Below are 17,245 nucleotides of genomic sequence, written 5' to 3'. Positions count from 1 at the left end.
TCGCCCTCAGCGAAGGCAACGACCCCCGCATCACAAAAGGGGCCCTCAACGCGCATCAGGAGGGTCGTGCCGTTTTGAAACACACGCTCAGCAGGAGGGTATGATGTTATGACACCTCAGGTTCTCGATCTCTTCGGTGCGCCCGCAACACGCAGCGAACGGCGTCTGGCCGATCTTCCGGACCGTGTTGTCGACGGCGACCCGTATCACCAGATCGGGATGCATTTTACCAGTCCGGATGGCAAGTTGTCGGCGGGCACATGGACCTCGACGCCCGGAAAATGGCATGCGTTCACGGACAAGGACGAATATTGCTATATTGTCAAAGGCCATTGCGCTTTGATCCATGAAGACGGCACCCGGCAAGATTTTCGTGACGGGGCAAGTTTTCTGATCCCGAATGGGTTTCGCGGCTATTGGGAAGTCATCGAGGAAACGACGAAGCACTTTGTGATCCGGGATTGCACGTAAGACCCACAAGGTGCTCCAAAGCGCAGATGCCGTTACGCGGTAAGGTCGTCCTTGCTGTAAAGGCGCCGCATGATCATGGGCGTCAGGTACATCGGGATTTGATAGGCGCCGATGAAGGCCATGATCGGGGCGGTGACATCGGTTGGCAGGGCCACAAAGAATATGGCGATATTCCGGTTTCCCGCGATAATCGATATCGCGGTCGATTTGTCTGCGGGCAGCCGGTTTCGGCTCAGGTGAAATGCAACGGCTTGTGCCCCGAAATTGACCAGACAGGCGAGCGCGATCCAGAAGGCTGCAATGGCGGGATTGTTCAGGGCCGTGGCACTGACCGAAGGCATCAGCCCGATGACAAACACAGCCAAGGTAAGTGCCGCCAAGCCTTCCAAATTCAGTAGCGTCGCGGGTGAGGGTGCGCGCAGAACTGTGCGCCGGGTGACAATGGCAGCCCCGGTTGCAAGTACGATGGTCAGCAGCAATTGCAACCCGGCCTGCAAGACAGATTGAATATCCCCCAGTTCGGGCATGAGCAGAAATACTGGTAACGCGGTCAGCGGCAACAGGGCCGTACCCACAACCATCAGACGCATCGCGTGTTCAGGCGGATGGCCCATCATCAGGCACATATTGGGACTGCCTGAAATGGACGGGGCCGCCGCCATAATCAGCAGGGACAAAAGGACAGGCGTTCCGGTCCATCCGCCCGCAAACCCTATGGCCAGCACGATCAGCGGCATGACGAATTGAAACCCGATGACTGTGAATGCAACCTTTTGCAGATCGCTCAGCGACCCGAGAATGGTTTCAGGGTTCATCCTGAGAACCGTGACGAACAGCAACAACACGACCAGTGGCGGCAGAAGGTTTCGCATCGGCTCGGCCAGGGACGGCAGCAGAAGGCCAGCCGCCAGCCCGGCGATCAGTACATGAGGGCCATGGCGCGCCGCCAGATGAAGCGGGTTCAAGACCGTTCTACCCGCCCGGGCTTTGGCGCAGATTTTCCGGCAGCCAGGTCGCCAGATCCGGGAACCAGATGAGGATGAAAACCATCAATACCATGATCAGGAACATCGGGATCGCGGCACGCGCGATGTAGCTCATCTCGTGGTTTGTCATGCCTTGCATCACGAACAGGTTGAACCCGATCGGCGGTGTGATCTGTGCCATCTCGACAACAACCACGATGAAGATGCCGAACCAGATCAGGTCGATCCCGGCGTCACGGATCATCGGTTCAACCACGGCCATGGTCAGCACGACCGAGGATATCCCGTCCAGAAAGCATCCCAGGATGATGTAGAAAACCAGCAACACCATCAGCAGCTCGAACCGAGTCAGGTCCCATCCTGCGATCAGGTCGGCCAGTCCGCGTGGTAGGCCGGTAAACCCCATCGACAGCGACAGAAAGGCCGCCCCCGCAAGGATCAGGGCGATCATCGCGCTGGTGCGCGTGGCCCCCATCAGGCTTTCGGTAAAGGTCTTCCAAGTCAGCGACCCCTGACCCGCGGCCAGCAAAAGCCCCCCGATCACGCCGAAAGCCGCGGCTTCGGTGGCGGTGGCATAGCCCAGATACATCGACCCGATGACAACTGTGATCAGCAGGATCACAGGCATCAGAAAGCGTGAGTTTTTGACTTTCTCGGAAAAGCTCAGCTTGCTTTCGTTGTTTGGGTTCCAGTCCTTTCCCAGCTTGGAATACAGCGCGACATAGCCCATGAACATCGCCGCAAGAACAAGACCGGGGAGGATACCGGCGAAGAACAGCTTGGTGATCGATTCATTGATCGTCACCCCGTAGACGATCAGGGTCAGGGACGGAGGGATCATCAGCCCCAAAGTGGCCGCACCGGTCAACGTGCCGATGATCATCCGTTCGGGGTAATTGCGTTTGCGCAACTCGGGGATCGACATCTTTCCGACGGTCGTCAGGGTTGCCGCCGATGACCCCGAGACAGCGGCAAAGACAGTACATCCAACGATATTCGTATGCACCAGACCACCCGGCAGGGGGGCCATCCAGGGCGACAACCCCTTGAACATGTCCTCGGACAATCGCGTTCGGTACAGGATTTCGCCCATCCAGATGAACATCGGCAGGGCGGTCAGGGTCCACGAGGACGATGCCGACCAGATGGTCGTGATCATCACGTCACCCACGGGGCGTGTCGTGAACAGCTCCATCCCGACCCAGGCAACACCCATCAGGGCCAGCCCGACCCACACACCGGTTCCCAACAGTGTAAAAAGCACAAAGAGGAAGAGGATGATAACAGCCAGGTTTTCCATGCGCTTACTCTCCGTGACTCTGATCGGCCAGATCGCGGATGATGCGATGTTCACCGCGGAACAGAACATGGATCAGATGATCGGTTAGGGCGATAGCAAGGATCACAGCCCCGATCAGCATCGCCGATTGAGGGATCCAAAGGGCGGTTCTATCCTGCCCCTGACTGACATCGTTGAACTTCCAGCTCCAGTAGACAAAGCGATAGGCATACCAGCAGAAATACCACATGACAGCAGTGCCGATGGCAAAGCACCATACTTCAAGAACACGCCGCACCCCGTCCGGCACAGCGTTCAGCAGGATCGATACACGGATGTGACTGCCCCGGTTCAGCGCGTTGGCAAACGCCAGAAAAGAGGCGGCAGCCATCGCATAACCGGCATAGTCCGGTGCGCCGGGAAACACTTCGCCGGTCCAGCGGGCCAGCATCTGCACTACGATCAGCAGCAATATGGCAATCAGGCTGAGTGCCGCCAGAACCCCTGCTGCCAGATAAATGAAATCCAATACGGACCGAAGCCCTCGCAAAACCGCCATGCCGTCCCCGCTGTGTTCTGATTGGATATGAAACGGGCGGCAGGATATGCTGCCACCCGTTCCGAAAGGATTACTGCGACGAATTGAAGGCGTCGACGATGGCCTTGCCTTCGTCCCCAGCGGCCTCCAGCCACTCATTGGTCATGGTCACGCCAATCTCTTTCAATTCCTGCACCATCTGATCCGATGCCGGGCCAACGGTCATGCCGCCATCCCGCAGGCCTTGCAACGTAAAGCCGGTGTATTCCTTGGCGCGCCAGTTCCCGGCATATTCCGCCAGTTCCGCACAGCCTTTGATGACGTTCTTGTTGGCATCGGACACACCAGACCAGACGTCGGAATTGACCATCACGTAGTTGCGCGGCAGCCAGGCGTCGACCTCGTAGAAATAGTTCAGGCTTTCCCAAACCTTGCGGTCATATCCGGTTGATCCCGACGATATCATTGAATCCGCGACCCCGGTTGCAAAAGCCTGGCTGATTTCAGCCGCTTCGATGGTGACCGGCAGCATCCCGGTCAACTCGGCCAGCCGCGAAGTGGCGTTGTTGTACGAGCGGAATTTTATGCCTTTCATCTCAGCGACCGAGTTCACCTCGTTTTTGAAATACAGACCCTGCGGTGGCCACGGCACTGCATATAGTAGGGTCAGGTTTTGTTCCTCCAGCACCCGTTCGATCGAAGGTTTGGCCGCTTCCCAAAGCTTGGCACTGTCGTCGAATGAAGTTGCTAGAAACGGGATTGAATCAAACCCGAACAATGCGTTTTCGTTCTGATGCCCGGACAACAACCGCTCACCGATCGGGGCTTGCCCTGTCTGGATCGCGCGTTTGATGTCGGCGCCCTTGAACAGCGAGCCGGACGGGTGCGTGACGATTTCAATCTCACCACCAGTGCCGGTGGTGACGCATTTGGCAAATTCCGCGCCCGTGGCCGAGTGGAAGTTTGACGCCGAATAGGCCATCGGCATGTCCCATTTCTCGGCCATGGCGGGTGCAGCGGCGGTGGCAGTCAGCGCAGTCGCCGCCAGAAGGTTTGTCAGTTTCTTCATCATTCTTCTCCCAGTTGAATTTGGAAACACCGGCGTTTTTCACCGGTTTGTTTGTTATTTTGCGTATCGCGACGGTGCGTAGACACTCATGTCGACATTTGGCGTTCTGCCCGCAATCATCTGCGCCAGAAGGCGCCCGGTTTTTGGCCCGCCTGTCAGGCCGATATGGTGATGCCCAAAGCCCATATAGGCCCCTTTGATACCGGGCACATCGCCAATGACCGGGATCGAGTCAGCCGGGGCAGGCCTGTGCCCCATCCATTCCACTTCCTCCTTCCATGTCACGCCCGGGAACGCCGCCCGGGCATTTTTGCGCATCAACTCGAATGGTGCGCGCGAGGGCGGCGCATCCAGCCCTCCGAACTCGACAATGCCCGCCAGGCGAATGCGCCCATCCATCGGTGTCGCAACGAACTTGCCCGAAACAACCATAACCGGGCTGCGCGGCATCGCGGAAGGCTCTACCAATTCAAGATGATAACCACGTTCGCTTTCAAGAGGAACAGAAACTCCCAAGCGCCTTGCCAAGGGGCCCGACCAGATCCCGGCCGTCACGACGGCTGCGTCACAAGCAATGGTCTCTCCACCGGCCCGAACACCTGTGACATGCCCGTTTTCCCGAACCACGTCTTCGATGTTTGCACGTATGAAACGACCTCCGTTCGCCTCAACATGCGCGGCAAGGTCTTTCACGTACCGGCCGGGGTCGGTGATGTGGCCATGATCCGAAAGCCGGGCGGCAAACCCGATGCCCTGACTGTAAACCGGGTCGTATTCATGGAAGGCATGGCCTTCCAATTCGTCCCACTGAAACCCGTTCCTGCGCCGGATGTCCCAACCAAAGGTATCTTCCTCAAAATGTGCGCGATCTCTGTAAAGAAACAGGTAATCTGACGGAACCAGCCACTTTTCCGCCCCTGTTCCGGCCGCCAGCGCCTTGTGATCATTCAGGCTGTCGCCAACGATGGATGACAGTGCTGCGGCGATCCTCTCGACGTCGGCGGCGTTTGTATGTCTGAGGTATTTCCAGAGCCACGGCAGAAGCTTTGGCAAATACCGCCATTTCAGGAACAACGGTTGCGAGGGGCTCAGCAGCATCTTCGGCGCTTTGCCCAACAATCCGGGGACTGTTACCGGAACGATCGAACACGAGGCCAAAACCCCGCCATTCCCGTGCGAGGTACCTTCGGCAGGGCCTGCCTTGTCGATCAGGATCACATTGTGACCATCCCGCTGCAACCAGACCGCAGTCGACACGCCGACAATTCCGGCCCCTATGATGGCTATGGTTTTCTTTTCCGTCATTCTGTCACCACCTTGGCAACCGCATAATGATCCAGTTTGGTCAGGTCGGGTCTGCCGCCAAGTCCGGGGCCCTGAGGCACACAAACCTGACCGTCCCTGACCTGGAAAGTTTCCTCCAGAATATCCTCTTTCAGGAAATAGGACGCCTGATAGAATTCGCAGCCCAGAGAGATTTCCGGTGTCGCGGCAATCATGTGCGTGCCTGCCAAATGGGCCAGTCCAGCCTCGAACATATCGCCACCATAGGCCGACAGGCCATGGGCCGCAGCGATGCGCGCAACCGTCTGCCCGCGGGTCAGGCCGCCTGACTTCATGATCTTCACCGAAACCCCGTCGCAGATCCCTTCGCTGGCCGCGCGCTCCATGTCTTCGGGACCAAAGACGCTTTCGTCGGCCAGTAGCGGAACATCCGTCATCTGCCGCAGCTTTGCCATCATGCCATACTGTTGGGCGCGCACAGGTTGTTCAATGAAGTCCGGTTCGAACTGAGCGACGTCCCGCACCTGCGATGGCGCGTCATCAATGCTGAGCCCTTGATTATAGTCCACGCGGACCGAGAACTCCGGGTAGTTCTGGGCAAGATACTCCAGCCGCATGATGTCAAAGGCGTGATCCTTGAACCCGGTCTTGAGTTTGACAATCCGAACACCATCCTCACGCAGGCGCGCCAACAATTCGATGTCCTGGGAAAAGTCGGGGTTTGCGATGGAGCAACTCAGCGGAATGCTGTCGCGGAAGCGACCACCCAGCAAGGACCAGACCGGAACATTGCTGATCCGGCCTGCCAGATCCAACAGCGCGGTTTCCAGCGCGGCCTTGGCTTCGGTGCAATGCGCCACCGCGTAAGCTGCACGTGCCATGATGGCGGCCCGATCCCCAACGCTAGCCCCAAGAACGTGAGGGCGCAGATAACGGTCCAGCGCCGCAAAACTCGCTTCGGGCGTTCCGGTGAATACCGACCAGGGTGACGCCTCGCCATACCCTTGCGTGCCATCCTCGGATGTCAGGCGCAGGATGACGACTTCACAAACGCCTTCAACCGATCCGATCCCGTGGTCCCGGCGGGATGTGACCGGCAGTTCAAGGTGCCACAGGGCATAGCCGATGATTTTCTGTGCCAGATTGCTCATTTCGCCCCCAGTCGATGGGGAAAGCCTGCCTTGACCGGACTATCATTTCAAATACTATATCTTCGTAAGTTCATCAGAAAAAGTGATGTTGCAATCCATGTCCCTGCGCTTTCGTCAGCTTCAGGCCTTTCATGCCATCATGGAAACCGGAACCGTGACCGGCGCGGCCTCGGTTCTTGGGATATCGCAACCCGGCATCAGCAACCTTCTGGCACAGCTTGAACGCGAAGCGCGTCTGCCTCTGTTCGAACGGACCAAAGGCCGATTGCTGCCAACCCCTGAGGCCGAGATGCTATTTCGCGAGGTCGACACGGTGGTGCGCGGGCTGGACCACGTGGCGCAGGCCGTAACCGACTTGCAGAACAAACATCCCGGTCAATTGCAGGTTGCCGCGCCGCACCTGTTGTCTTTTGGTTTCATGCCCCGCGAGATCGCGCGTTTTGCCAAAAGCCGCCCGAACCTGTCTGTCAGCTTTCAATCGCAATATTCATCCAAGATTCAGGAATGGGTCATCTCGGGCCTGTTTGAAATCGGTATCGTCGAGATGCCAATTCTGCATGACACACTGAACTATCAGGAGTTTCAGTTTGAAACGCTCGCGACTTTTCCTGAGGGCAGCCGCTTGGCCGGGTACGACGTTCTGACACCAGAGATATTGGAAAACGAACCCTTCATCGTAATGGGTCCGGAACACCAGACCCATCGCCGGACGCGCGACATTTTTCAGGCGTCAGGCCACACATGGCGCACCCAGATACACACCCATCTGTCCGAAAACCTGCTGAGCTTTGTCAAACAGGGTATGGGGGTCGCGATGATTGACCCCTTTACTGTGACTTTCGATGGCGAGAGAGGGTATCAGACCCGCCCGTTCACGCCGCCTGTCATGCTGGATCTTGCGATCATCACGGCCAAGGGCCGCCCTCTGTCCGCGATTGCGCAGGAATTTCTGGCTCAGCTGACCCCGTCAATTGCCTCTTACGCGACCCATTCCGAAACCGGTGCGGCCGCTTCGTGAAGCGGTTGTGAATGAATGTCGACAAGTGTTGGGCCGTCATGCTCAATCGCCTGTTTCAGCACACGCGTCAGATCCTCGGGGTCTTTGACGGTCCAGGATTTGACGCCAAAGGCGGCCGCAACAGCGGCGTGGTCCGTCCGGTTGAAATCGACATTGTAATAGCGCTGACCAAATCCCGCATTTTGACCAGCCTTGATCCATCCGAAGACCGAGTTCGAGAAAACGATCGAAGTGATTGGCATGTTGTGCCGGACCATCGTTTCAAATTCGCCGCAGGTGAAGCCGAACGAGCCATCGCCCATGACCGACAGGGTTTTAACCGATGGCCGCCCGACATGTGCCCCCATGGCCGCGCCCAGCGAATACCCCAGCGCCCCATGTGCCCGGTTGGTGATGAAATGGCGCCCCGGTTTCCGCCAGCGGTAATATGCGCTGAAATAGGGGCAGGGGGTGCCGGGGTCGGCGACGACAATCGCGTCGTTATCCAGAATGTCCATCAGGGACGCCATGACAGCCTCGGGCCGGATCGGCGTCTCGCGACTTGCGGCCAGCGGGGCGAACGCGGCCATCTTGGCCTCCCAGGCGGCGCGGGCTTTGGCCGCTCCGCCTTGGCTGGTCAGGTCCTGCCGGTTTTCCAGTACCAGCACCAAAGCCTCCAGGGCCAGACGGGCATCGGCGCAGATCGCCACTTCGGTCTGGTAATTAGCGCCGATCACCATCGGATCGCTGTCGATATGGATGATCGTGGTGCTGCGTCCGGGGCTTCGCCACCGTTCCGTTGTAACCGAACCGGCGCGGCAGCCAATGAACAAAACGACATCGGCCTGATCCACTACGGCGCGGGTTGCCGGGATGCCCCCGTTCGACCCGACAACGCCCAGGGCAAGCGGGTCGGTCTCGGCAATGGACCCCTGACCCGACACGGTCGTGGCCACGGGCATGTCCAGCAAGCCTGCAACCCGGCGAAGCGCATCGGTCGCCCGGGACAAGACCGGCCCGCCACCACAGACCGCAACCGCGGATTTGGCCCCTGCAAGAATGGCAGCCGCTGCTTCGATGGCGTCCGGGTCAGGCGCGGCCCGTTCGGCGGGATAGCTGCGGTGCCTGTCATCCGCCCAGATTTCAGCCTCGTCAACCTGTGCCTTCTGCGTGTCAAACGGCAGTGCCAGATGCGTCGCACCAGGCCTGCCGGTCGTCATCGCCCTGAAGGCGGCCCGAACCATGGCCGGAAGCCTCGCTGCGTCGTCCAGGGATGTGTTCCATTTGGCCAGAGGCCGGAACAGCGCAGGCTGATCCAGTTCAGTCAACGGGTATTTGCCGCGGCTGGTCGTTGCCACATCCGACGTGATCGCGAGTATGGGAACCGAGCTTTCGTTGGCCTCGACCACTCCGGGCAAGATATAGGTTGCACCACCGCCGGACGGGCCCTCGCACACACCGGGCTTGCCGGTGACGCGGGCATAGCCATCCGCCATATAGGCCGCGTGCCGTTCATCCCGTGTCAGAATGTGTTGAATGCCGTGATCCATCCGGGCAAGGGCATCATAAAAGGGCAAAGTGGTATCGCCGCACAGGCCAAACATATGCGTCACACCATGCGCTTCCAGCATGCGCACCATGGCTTCGGCTCCGGTTAGAAAATTTGTCCCTGTCACGATTGCGAGTCCCTTGTGTCAAATCTGTACGCAGACCTGTATACAGTATTGTATATTGATTTCAAGCTCTGCGTGTGGCACCTGTGATTCAAACGAAGAAGGGCTGGGGTAATGGCGGGTCCGCGCGTCGATGATATCTATGATCAGGTCAAGGCGATGGCGGTTTCGTTTCGCCTGCGCCCCGGCGACCGCCTGAACGAAGTGGCGTTGTCCAGAGATCTGGGCGTCAGCCGCACCCCGCTGCGCGAGGCGTTGAACCGTCTGGTTGCCGAACGGCTTTTCGACTTCCGCCCCGGACAAGGCTTTTTCTGCCGCCCGCTGGATGCGCAAAGCGTGTTCGACCTGTTCGAACTGCGCCAGATCATTGAAACAGCGGCGGCGCGCGCGGCCTGTGCCACGGCATCGGACCACGACCTGCAATTGCTGCGGGATGAGCTTTACGCAACGGGCATCGACATCACTGGTCTGACTGTTGAAGAAGCTGTCAACCGGGATGAGGCGTTTCATCTGGGTATCGCGAAGCTGTCTGGAAACATGGAACTGTTGCAAACCCTGACGCGGATCAATGACCGTATCCGCTATATCCGTTGGATCTCCATGAGTCTCGACCGCGTGCAACGCTCAAAGGACGAACACAAGCGCGTCATGCAGGCTTTGATGGACCGGAACGCGGATGAGGCCGCTCGGGTTCTGGGTGCACATATTTCCAAGCGCATGGATCAGGTGCAGGATGCCGTGCGTCACGGGATTTCGAACATCTACATGGAAGGGTCGGACGATATCTCGACCCGTATTATCGAGGAGGTCGAGGGATGATCGCGCAGGGCGGAAAATCCATCTACGGTGCGTCTGTCGGCATTCTGATGCTGGATGCCCGGTTTCCCCGCATTCCCGGCGATATGGGCAACGCGCAGACCTGGCCCTTTCCGGTTCACTATCGCATTGTGCGCGATGCCTCGCCGGATCGGGTGGTCCGGCGCAAAGCCGAAGGCATGCTCGACATGTTCATCGATGCGGCGCAGGAGCTTGTCAAAGATGGTGTGGACGGGATTACCACCAATTGCGGGTTTCTGTCGCTGTTCCAAAAAGAACTGGCCCAGGCTGTTCCTGTTCCGGTGGCCACATCGTCCCTGATGCAGGTTGAAATGGTCAACCGCATCCTGCCAGCGGGAAAACGCGCCGGGGTTCTGACCATATCAGCCTCTACTTTGACCCAAGGCCATTTACTGGCCGCCAATGTTCCATTGGACACGCCTATCGGCACAACCGAAGGCGGGGCGGAGTTCACCCGCGCGATCCTTGGAAATGAGCTGGGCCTTGATATGGAAAAGGCCCGCAAGGACAATGTCGAAGCCGCCATGGCCCTGACATCGGAACACCCCGATCTTGGCGCGATCGTGCTGGAATGCACGAATATGTGCCCCTACGCATCCGATATTCAGCGCGCCACAGGGCTGCCGGTGTTTTCTATCGTATCTTTCGTGACATGGTTTCAGGCCGGTCTTGTTCCGCCCACCTACTAGACAGGTGACACGTGCGCTCTGACAGACCCGCCCTAATCCGTCACAGGTTCAGGTCGCCTTGTACCGAGTTCCGGATCACCCGCTCGGCATTCGGAATGTCGTTTGAAAGCGCCCGCTCTCTTGCGGCCTGTTTGTCCAGCCCAAACCCAACCCAACGGTCGGTGAGCCGGGTTTCCAGTGTTGCCAGATCGACGCCCAGAAACACCTTGAGCGCCCATAAGGGATGAAGGCCCACCCAGCCCGATTCATCCAGCAAAAGGTAATTGCCTTCAACCAGAACGACCCGCTGGTCAGGCAAGATCATTGATCGGGCAGCGATTGCCAGATCAAGCTTCCGGTCGAAGCCCGGAATTGCAACTTCATCTTCGGTGCGCAAACGCACAAGCAAGGCACGAAACCCGGCAAGATCGAAGGTTTCCGGCGCGCCCTTGCGGGGGAAAAGCCCACGTTCTTTCAGGATCGCGTTGTCAAAGTGAAAACCGTCCATTGGCACAAGCCCGGCTGACACGCCGCGCCGGTTCAGCTTGGCCGTGGCAAGGCTGGCAACGGTGCTTTTCCCGGATCCAGGTGGCCCGGCAATCGCGACAAGTTGCCGGTGTCGGGCCGCCGGCAGCGCCTCAACGGCGTCGACGATACGGTCGGCCAGAACGTCAGGGGCTGTACCGCCACCGGTCATGCAGCCTGATCCTCGGGCGGTGCTTCCTTGGCCCCGGTCATGAATGCCACGGCGTCGGACATCGAATAGTCCTTGGGGTCAATCACACACAGGCGTTTTCCCAACCTGTGCACGTGAATTCGGTCTGCGACTTCGAAAACATGAGGCATGTTGTGGCTGATCAGGATGATCGGAATGCCACGCGATTTCACATCCTGGATCAGTTCAAGGACCCTGCGGCTTTCCTTCACGCCCAGTGCCGCCGTCGGTTCGTCCAGAATGATGACCTTGGACCCGAACGCCGCCGCGCGTGCCACGGCGACCCCCTGACGTTGTCCACCCGACAGGGTTTCGACCGCCTGATTGATATTCTGGATCGTCATCAGACCCAGTTCGCTCAGCTTTTCGCGGGCGAACTTTTCCATCGCCGGACGGTCCAGCATTCGAAGCCATGATCCCAATGGCCCCTTTCGCCGAATTTCCCGCCCCATGAACATGTTGTCCGCAATCGACAGGGCAGGGGACATGGCAAGCGTCTGGTACACGGTTTCAATACCGGCTTCACGCGCGTCGATCGGGGAATGGAAATTCACCTTCTGACCTTCCAGCCAGACCTCGCCTTCGTCCGGCGCCACCGCGCCCGACACTGCTTTGATCAGCGTCGATTTGCCCGCGCCATTGTCGCCGATCACGGCCAGAATCTCACCCGGCATCAGGTCAAAATCGCAGTGATCCAGCGCAGTCACCTTGCCATAGCGTTTCACAAGGTTCCGTCCTTTGAGAATGGGTTCCATCAGGCTGCCACCTTTCTGATCCACTGGTCGACCGCGACCGCTGCGATGATAAGGATGCCGATCAGCAGGAACGTCCATTGCGCATCCGCACCCAGCAACCGCAGCCCAAGCGTAAAGACGCCCACGATCAGGGCACCGAACAGGGACCCCAGAATAGACCCGCGGCCGCCAAACAGAGATATCCCCCCGATCACGACCGCCGTGATACTTTCGATATTGGCCAGCTGGCCCGAGGTTGGCGAAACCGACCCGATCCGGCCAATCAGGGCCCAGCCCGCGAAGGCGCAGATCAGTCCGGACAGCATGTACACGGATATCAGCGTGCGGTGTACGTTGACACCGGACAGCTCTGCCGCTTCGGGGTCATCCCCGACGGCATAAACATGCCTGCCCCAGGCCGTGTGCCGCAACGCGTATGCAAGGACGAGGATCAGCGCCAGCATGAAGACCACCCCGACGGTAAACACCGCCCCGCCCACGTTAAACTTGGCACCAAACAGTTGCAGGATGGCGGCGTGTTCCTCGATCTCCTGCGACCGGATCGTTTCGTTTTGTGAATAAAGAAAATTCGCCGCAAGAACGATCTGCCACATGCCAAGGGTGACGATGAAAGGCGGCAGCTTGATGCGACTGACCAGAAACCCGTTCAGGGCCCCAATTGCCGAGCCAACAGCAAGGCCGCACACAATCGCAACCGAAGGTGGCATTCCATAGCGGAAAGTGAATTGCCCCATCACAACCGACGACATCACCATGATGGCCCCAACACTCAGGTCGATGCCTGCGGTCAGGATCACAAGGCTCTGCGCCGCGGCCACGATCCCGACGATCTGAACCTGTTGCAGGATCAATGTCAGTGCAAAGGGCGAAAAGAACTTGGGGCCTAGCAAGACACCAAAGATGACGATGGCAGCAACAAGGACAATCAGCGGGACCAGCGACGGGTTCACATGCAGAAAATGCTGAACCGTTCCGACAAATCCGCGTTGATGATCGTCAAACTCGGCGACTTGCTCCGGGCTGCCCTTTGCGGCGGTTTCGAAATCGTCAGCTTGTCGTGAAGAATCGGACATGGAACTTCCCCCAAAGCGTCAGGTGCGTGACGACTTTAGCAAGGTTTCAGGCGTATGGGTGGTTTTGATAAGTGGAAGGCCGCGTGGCGGCCTTCCGTACGTTCAGCTTAACCCCAGCAGAGGTCCATGCCTTCCTGAACCGAGATGGACTCGACGCCGTCGGCGGCCTTATCGGTCACAAGCGCCACACCGGTGTCAAAAAAGTCCTTACCGGGGGTATTTTCAGGCTTCATACCTTCGTCCGCCCATTTCTTGACGGCCTCAACGCCCAGCGATGCCATCAGCAGCGGGTATTGCTGGGATGTTGCGCCGATGACCCCGTCCGCCACGTTCTGCACGCCGGGGCAGCCGCCATCGACGGAAACGATCAGCACGTCATTTTCGCGCCCGATAGCCTTGAGCGCCTCATAAGCACCCGCTGCCGCCGGTTCGTTGATGGTGTGCACCACGTTGATCGTCGGGTCTTTGGCCAGCAGGTTCTCCATCGCGCGGCGGCCGCCTTCTTCGTTGCCAGCGGTGACATCGCTGCCAACAAGGCGCGGGTCGTCTTCATCGCCAATCACGTTCGGATCGGCCAGATCAACACCAAACCCCTGCAAAAACCCCTGATTGCGAAGCACATCCACAGTGGGCTGGCTGACCGCAAGGTCCAACGTGGCGATTTTGGCGTCATTCGCCGCATCACCCAACGTGGCCTTTGCCCATTGTCCGATCAGAAGTCCCGCAAGGAAATTGTCCGTGGCAAAGGTTGCGTCGGCCGAGTCGATAGGCTCAAGCGGGGTGTCCAGCGCAATCACGAGCAGCCCGGCATCGCGGGCCTGCTGCACCGCCGGAACGATAGACGACGTATCTGACGCGGTCAGCAGGATACCCTTGGCGCCATCCAGAATGCAGGTTTCGATGGCCTGAACCTGAGTTTCGTGGTCGCCGTCGACTTTGCCGGCAAAGGCCTTCAGCGTCATGCCAAGCTCTTCGGCTTTGGCGGTCGCACCCTCTCTCATTTTGACAAAGAAAGGGTTGGTATCCGTCTTGGTGATCAGGCAAACGGTTTCACCTTCGGCCATTGCACTGCTTGCCATGGCCGTAACCGCCAGCGCCGTGGCGCCTGCAAGTTTCGCAAGTTTCATCGGTAGTCCTCCCAGTTTTCCCAATGCCCGTCCGGGCATACGTCTGATCGGGCGAAATCCGGCCCGATCGAACGTGAAAACCATCACAAGATTCGAATTTTGAGTCAATAAATAAATCACTCTTATTTATTATTGACAGAAAGGAAGGGTTTCAACATTGTCGTCACGAAGGGGATGGCCGTGTCTGCAAACAACTCTTTGGACAATACCGCTGGCGTACGCGAGCCAGACATGCGCGGCACCAATCAAAGCGGAATGCGGGCCCGAAATGAACGGCTTGTCCTGTCACTGGTCCGGCGCCATCAGGCCCTTGCAAAATCTGAAATCGCGCGCATGACCGGGCTGTCGGCACAGACGGTTTCGGTCATCATGCGCCAGTTGGAAACCGATGGGCTGCTTCTGCGGGGTGAACCGATCCGGGGAAAAGTCGGGCAGCCCTCGGTTCCCATGCGCCTGAATCCGGATGGCGCGTATTTCTTCGGGCTCAAAGTCGGGCGGCGCAGTACCGAGCTGGTGCTGACGGATTTCCTTGGCAATGTCAGGCAACGCGAACGGCGGACTTATGATTTTCCGACGCCCGAGGCGACACTGAGCTTTTCCAAGGAAAGCCTCGACAAAGTGATGACGTCGCTGTCGCCCGAAGCGCGCGGCAGGATCGCGGGTCTTGGGATTGCGATGCCGTTCTACCTTTGGGACTGGGCACAGACATTGCAGGTTCCGCAGGAGAAAATGGATCCGTGGCGTGACGCGGACTTGAAAGGCGCGCTGGCCGCAAGCTATGACTTGCCGGTGTTCTTGCAGAACGACGCAACGGCCGCCTGCGGCGCCGAGCTGGTCTTTAGCCCGGCGGAAGGCCCACGAGATTTCCTGTATTTTTATGTGGGCTTCTTCATTGGGGGCGGGGTGGTTCTGAACGGCTCGATCTTTTCGGGGCGGGGAAACGCCGGTGCGCTTGGCCCATTGCCCGTGCCGGACGACGCAGGCGGAGTGAAACCGTTGATAGATGTCGCCAGTCTTTATGTACTGGAGCGCGCGACAGGTGAGAATGCCGCAACAGCCGGTTCAATTTGGGAAACGACACAGCATTGGGACGTACCGGAAACCCACCTTGAGAACTGGCTGAAACAAGCGGCGCACGGGATCGCCCATGCCACAGTCTCATCTTGCAGCCTGATCGACTTCGAATGTGTCAAGATTGATGGCTGGATGCCCGCAGGCATCAAGGCGCGGCTGGTGGAACTGGTTGAGGTCGAACTATCCGACCTGAACCTGACCGGGCTGGAACGGCCTTTGGTGCTGGCGGGGACGGCAGGCCCCGATGCCCGCTCATTGGGGGCGGCCAGTTTGCCATTGTCGGAAAGATACCTGCTCGAAGGGTAGGTTCATCCCTGAAAACCCCGACCTTTATCCAAAGCGGATCCGCCGGAAAAAGGGCATTGCCCGCTAAACTTTTTGACAGCCAGCGCAATTGATCGTTGACGGATGCCGAAGAAGTCTGGCAAGCCGCTCGGCATGTCCGGTTCCGGGGCGTGCTCTGGAATCAATAGGGAATGCGGTGCGGGCTTTGGCCCAACTCCGCAACTGCACCCGCAACTGTAAGCGGCGAGCAGGGCTGAAGTGCCACTGGAGTTAATCCGGGAAGGCCAGCCCAACGCTTTGACCCGCAAGTCAGGATACCTGCCGGACATGTGCCTTTGACAAGGGCACTCCTAATCGGCGACGGGATGCGCGTCGGAGCAGGATGCTTGAAAAAGCAGCTTAGCTTGGACATCCCCGCAGTCAAAACGCATCTCGTACCGGGGTTGGTGCGATGGGACAAGGACGACTATTGATGACCAAGCTGCTTTCCGCAGCCGCTGTGGCGATAGCGCTTCCAGCGATAGCAGATGCGCATTTCCTGCTGGAATACACCGCTGACACCATGATCGACGCACCGGGGAATGTTCCGGTCAAGCTGATCTTTTGGCATCCGTTCTCGAACGGGCATGTCATGGATCTGGACAAGCCGCAGGAATTCTACGTGATCCACAACGGTCAGAAAACCGATCTGCTGGATACCCTGGAACCCGTGCGTTTCACCGGTGGCGAAAACGAAGGCGCGGCATTCAAGGGTTATGTTCCCGTCAAACGGTCGGGCGACTATGTGCTGGTGACTGTTCCCCAGCCCTATTACGAGGAATCCGAGAATATCTATATCCAGCAGATTGCCAAGGCATTCCTGAACCGCAACGAACTGCCGACCGACTGGATGAACCCGGTGGGCTTGCCGGTTGAGATCATCCCGCTCAACAAACCAACCAACATCATCGCGGGGTCGACCTTTACAGGTCGGGTTATGGCCGAAGGCCAACCGGTTGCGGGTGCCGAGATCGAGATCGAGTACATGGCCGCAGAACCGGACATGGAAAGCGCGGCCGCCTCGGCCCCGACCGTCTCACCGATGCCGGGCGGCACGTTGGTCGCAACTTCGGATGATAACGGGTATTTCACGTTCGGCGTTCCGAAAGCCGGATATTGGGGTTTTGCCGCGCTCGGTGCCGGTCCTGTGACCGAACACAACGGCAAAGAACTCAGCCAGGACGCGGTCATCTGGATCCGCGCATGGGATTTGGAGTAATCGTA

At 58.6% G+C, this 17,245-nt stretch carries 17 protein-coding genes and 1 riboswitch; of the genes, 6 read left to right on the top strand and 11 right to left on the bottom strand.

Features of this window, described 5'->3' with window-relative positions; genetic code table 11:
- Positions 1-108: 108 nt before the first annotated feature.
- Complete coding sequence (locus I9182_RS20090) at positions 109-471, top strand: cupin domain-containing protein (protein ID WP_209508240.1); 363 nt, start codon at positions 109-111, stop codon at positions 469-471.
- A gap of 32 nt (positions 472-503) precedes the next feature.
- On the opposite strand, the gene I9182_RS20085 is transcribed toward I9182_RS20090, so the two are convergent.
- From I9182_RS20085 to I9182_RS20060, 6 genes are all read right to left on the bottom strand, one after another.
- Entirely contained in the window at positions 504-1,436 is a 933-nt protein-coding gene (locus I9182_RS20085) for a hypothetical protein (RefSeq protein WP_209599441.1), read from the bottom strand.
- Positions 1,437-1,443: 7 nt separating this feature from the next.
- Complete coding sequence (locus tag I9182_RS20080) at positions 1,444-2,757, bottom strand: TRAP transporter large permease subunit (protein ID WP_209508236.1); 1,314 nt, start codon at positions 2,755-2,757, stop codon at positions 1,444-1,446.
- Between the two features lie 4 nt (positions 2,758-2,761).
- Positions 2,762-3,295 (bottom strand): TRAP transporter small permease, encoded by a 534-nt coding sequence (locus I9182_RS20075; protein WP_209508234.1) that lies wholly within the window; start codon positions 3,293-3,295, stop codon positions 2,762-2,764.
- A gap of 70 nt (positions 3,296-3,365) precedes the next feature.
- Positions 3,366-4,343 (bottom strand): TRAP transporter substrate-binding protein, encoded by a 978-nt coding sequence (locus I9182_RS20070; protein ID WP_209508231.1) that lies wholly within the window; start codon positions 4,341-4,343, stop codon positions 3,366-3,368.
- 54 nt (positions 4,344-4,397) lie between these two features.
- On the bottom strand, positions 4,398-5,648 hold the full coding sequence (locus I9182_RS20065) for an FAD-dependent oxidoreductase (RefSeq protein WP_209599440.1): 1,251 nt from the start codon (positions 5,646-5,648) through the stop codon (positions 4,398-4,400).
- On the bottom strand, positions 5,645-6,778 hold the full coding sequence (locus I9182_RS20060) for an enolase C-terminal domain-like protein (protein WP_209599439.1): 1,134 nt from the start codon (positions 6,776-6,778) through the stop codon (positions 5,645-5,647). Before I9182_RS20060 ends, I9182_RS20065 begins: the two co-directional genes overlap by 4 nt.
- Before the next feature lie 97 nt (positions 6,779-6,875).
- Here I9182_RS20060 and I9182_RS20055 point away from each other — a divergent pair, with 97 nt between their 5' ends.
- Complete coding sequence (locus I9182_RS20055; RefSeq protein ID WP_209599438.1) at positions 6,876-7,796, top strand: LysR family transcriptional regulator; 921 nt, start codon at positions 6,876-6,878, stop codon at positions 7,794-7,796.
- On the opposite strand, the gene I9182_RS20050 is transcribed toward I9182_RS20055, so the two are convergent.
- Complete coding sequence (locus I9182_RS20050) at positions 7,757-9,451, bottom strand: thiamine pyrophosphate-binding protein (protein WP_209599437.1); 1,695 nt, start codon at positions 9,449-9,451, stop codon at positions 7,757-7,759. The genes I9182_RS20055 and I9182_RS20050 overlap by 40 nt on opposite strands.
- Before the next feature lie 111 nt (positions 9,452-9,562).
- On the opposite strand from I9182_RS20050, the gene I9182_RS20045 reads away from it, so the two are divergent.
- Together I9182_RS20045 and I9182_RS20040 are read left to right on the top strand one after the other, a co-directional pair.
- Entirely contained in the window at positions 9,563-10,267 is a 705-nt protein-coding gene (locus tag I9182_RS20045) for a GntR family transcriptional regulator (protein ID WP_209599436.1), read from the top strand.
- Positions 10,264-10,974 (top strand): aspartate/glutamate racemase family protein, encoded by a 711-nt coding sequence (locus tag I9182_RS20040; protein ID WP_209599435.1) that lies wholly within the window; start codon positions 10,264-10,266, stop codon positions 10,972-10,974. The genes I9182_RS20045 and I9182_RS20040 overlap by 4 nt, the downstream gene beginning before the upstream one ends.
- 40 nt (positions 10,975-11,014) lie before the next feature.
- Here the strand turns inward: I9182_RS20040 and I9182_RS20035 are convergent, their stop codons facing one another.
- From I9182_RS20035 to I9182_RS20020, 4 genes are all read right to left on the bottom strand, one after another.
- The gene (locus I9182_RS20035) at positions 11,015-11,650 is read right to left on the bottom strand and encodes a hypothetical protein (RefSeq protein WP_209599434.1); all 636 of its coding nucleotides are present in this window, start codon (positions 11,648-11,650) and stop codon (positions 11,015-11,017) included.
- A complete protein-coding gene (locus I9182_RS20030) occupies positions 11,647-12,423 on the bottom strand; it encodes an ATP-binding cassette domain-containing protein (protein ID WP_209508215.1) in 777 nt (258 codons plus the stop codon). Before I9182_RS20030 ends, I9182_RS20035 begins: the two co-directional genes overlap by 4 nt.
- On the bottom strand, positions 12,423-13,496 hold the full coding sequence (locus I9182_RS20025) for an ABC transporter permease (RefSeq protein ID WP_209508213.1): 1,074 nt from the start codon (positions 13,494-13,496) through the stop codon (positions 12,423-12,425). Before I9182_RS20025 ends, I9182_RS20030 begins: the two co-directional genes overlap by 1 nt.
- Positions 13,497-13,603: 107 nt before the next feature.
- The gene (locus I9182_RS20020; protein WP_245222762.1) at positions 13,604-14,575 is read right to left on the bottom strand and encodes a sugar ABC transporter substrate-binding protein; all 972 of its coding nucleotides are present in this window, start codon (positions 14,573-14,575) and stop codon (positions 13,604-13,606) included.
- A 279-nt stretch (positions 14,576-14,854) separates the two neighbouring features.
- On the opposite strand from I9182_RS20020, the gene I9182_RS20015 reads away from it, so the two are divergent.
- Both I9182_RS20015 and I9182_RS20010 read left to right on the top strand, forming a co-directional pair.
- On the top strand, positions 14,855-16,003 hold the full coding sequence (locus I9182_RS20015) for an ROK family transcriptional regulator (protein WP_245220748.1): 1,149 nt from the start codon (positions 14,855-14,857) through the stop codon (positions 16,001-16,003).
- A gap of 120 nt (positions 16,004-16,123) precedes the next feature.
- Positions 16,124-16,323: riboswitch (cobalamin riboswitch) on the top strand.
- A gap of 131 nt (positions 16,324-16,454) precedes the next feature.
- Positions 16,455-17,240, top strand: coding sequence for a DUF4198 domain-containing protein (locus I9182_RS20010; protein WP_209599432.1), 786 nt, complete (start codon positions 16,455-16,457; stop codon positions 17,238-17,240).
- Positions 17,241-17,245: the final 5 nt, after the last annotated feature.

It is taken from the genome of Ruegeria sp. HKCCSP351, from assembly GCF_017872535.1.
In the GTDB taxonomy this organism is placed as follows: domain Bacteria; phylum Pseudomonadota; class Alphaproteobacteria; order Rhodobacterales; family Rhodobacteraceae; genus Ruegeria.
The sequence above is the reverse complement of the archived record's forward strand: the minus strand, read 5'-3'. Positions and strand labels throughout refer to the sequence as shown.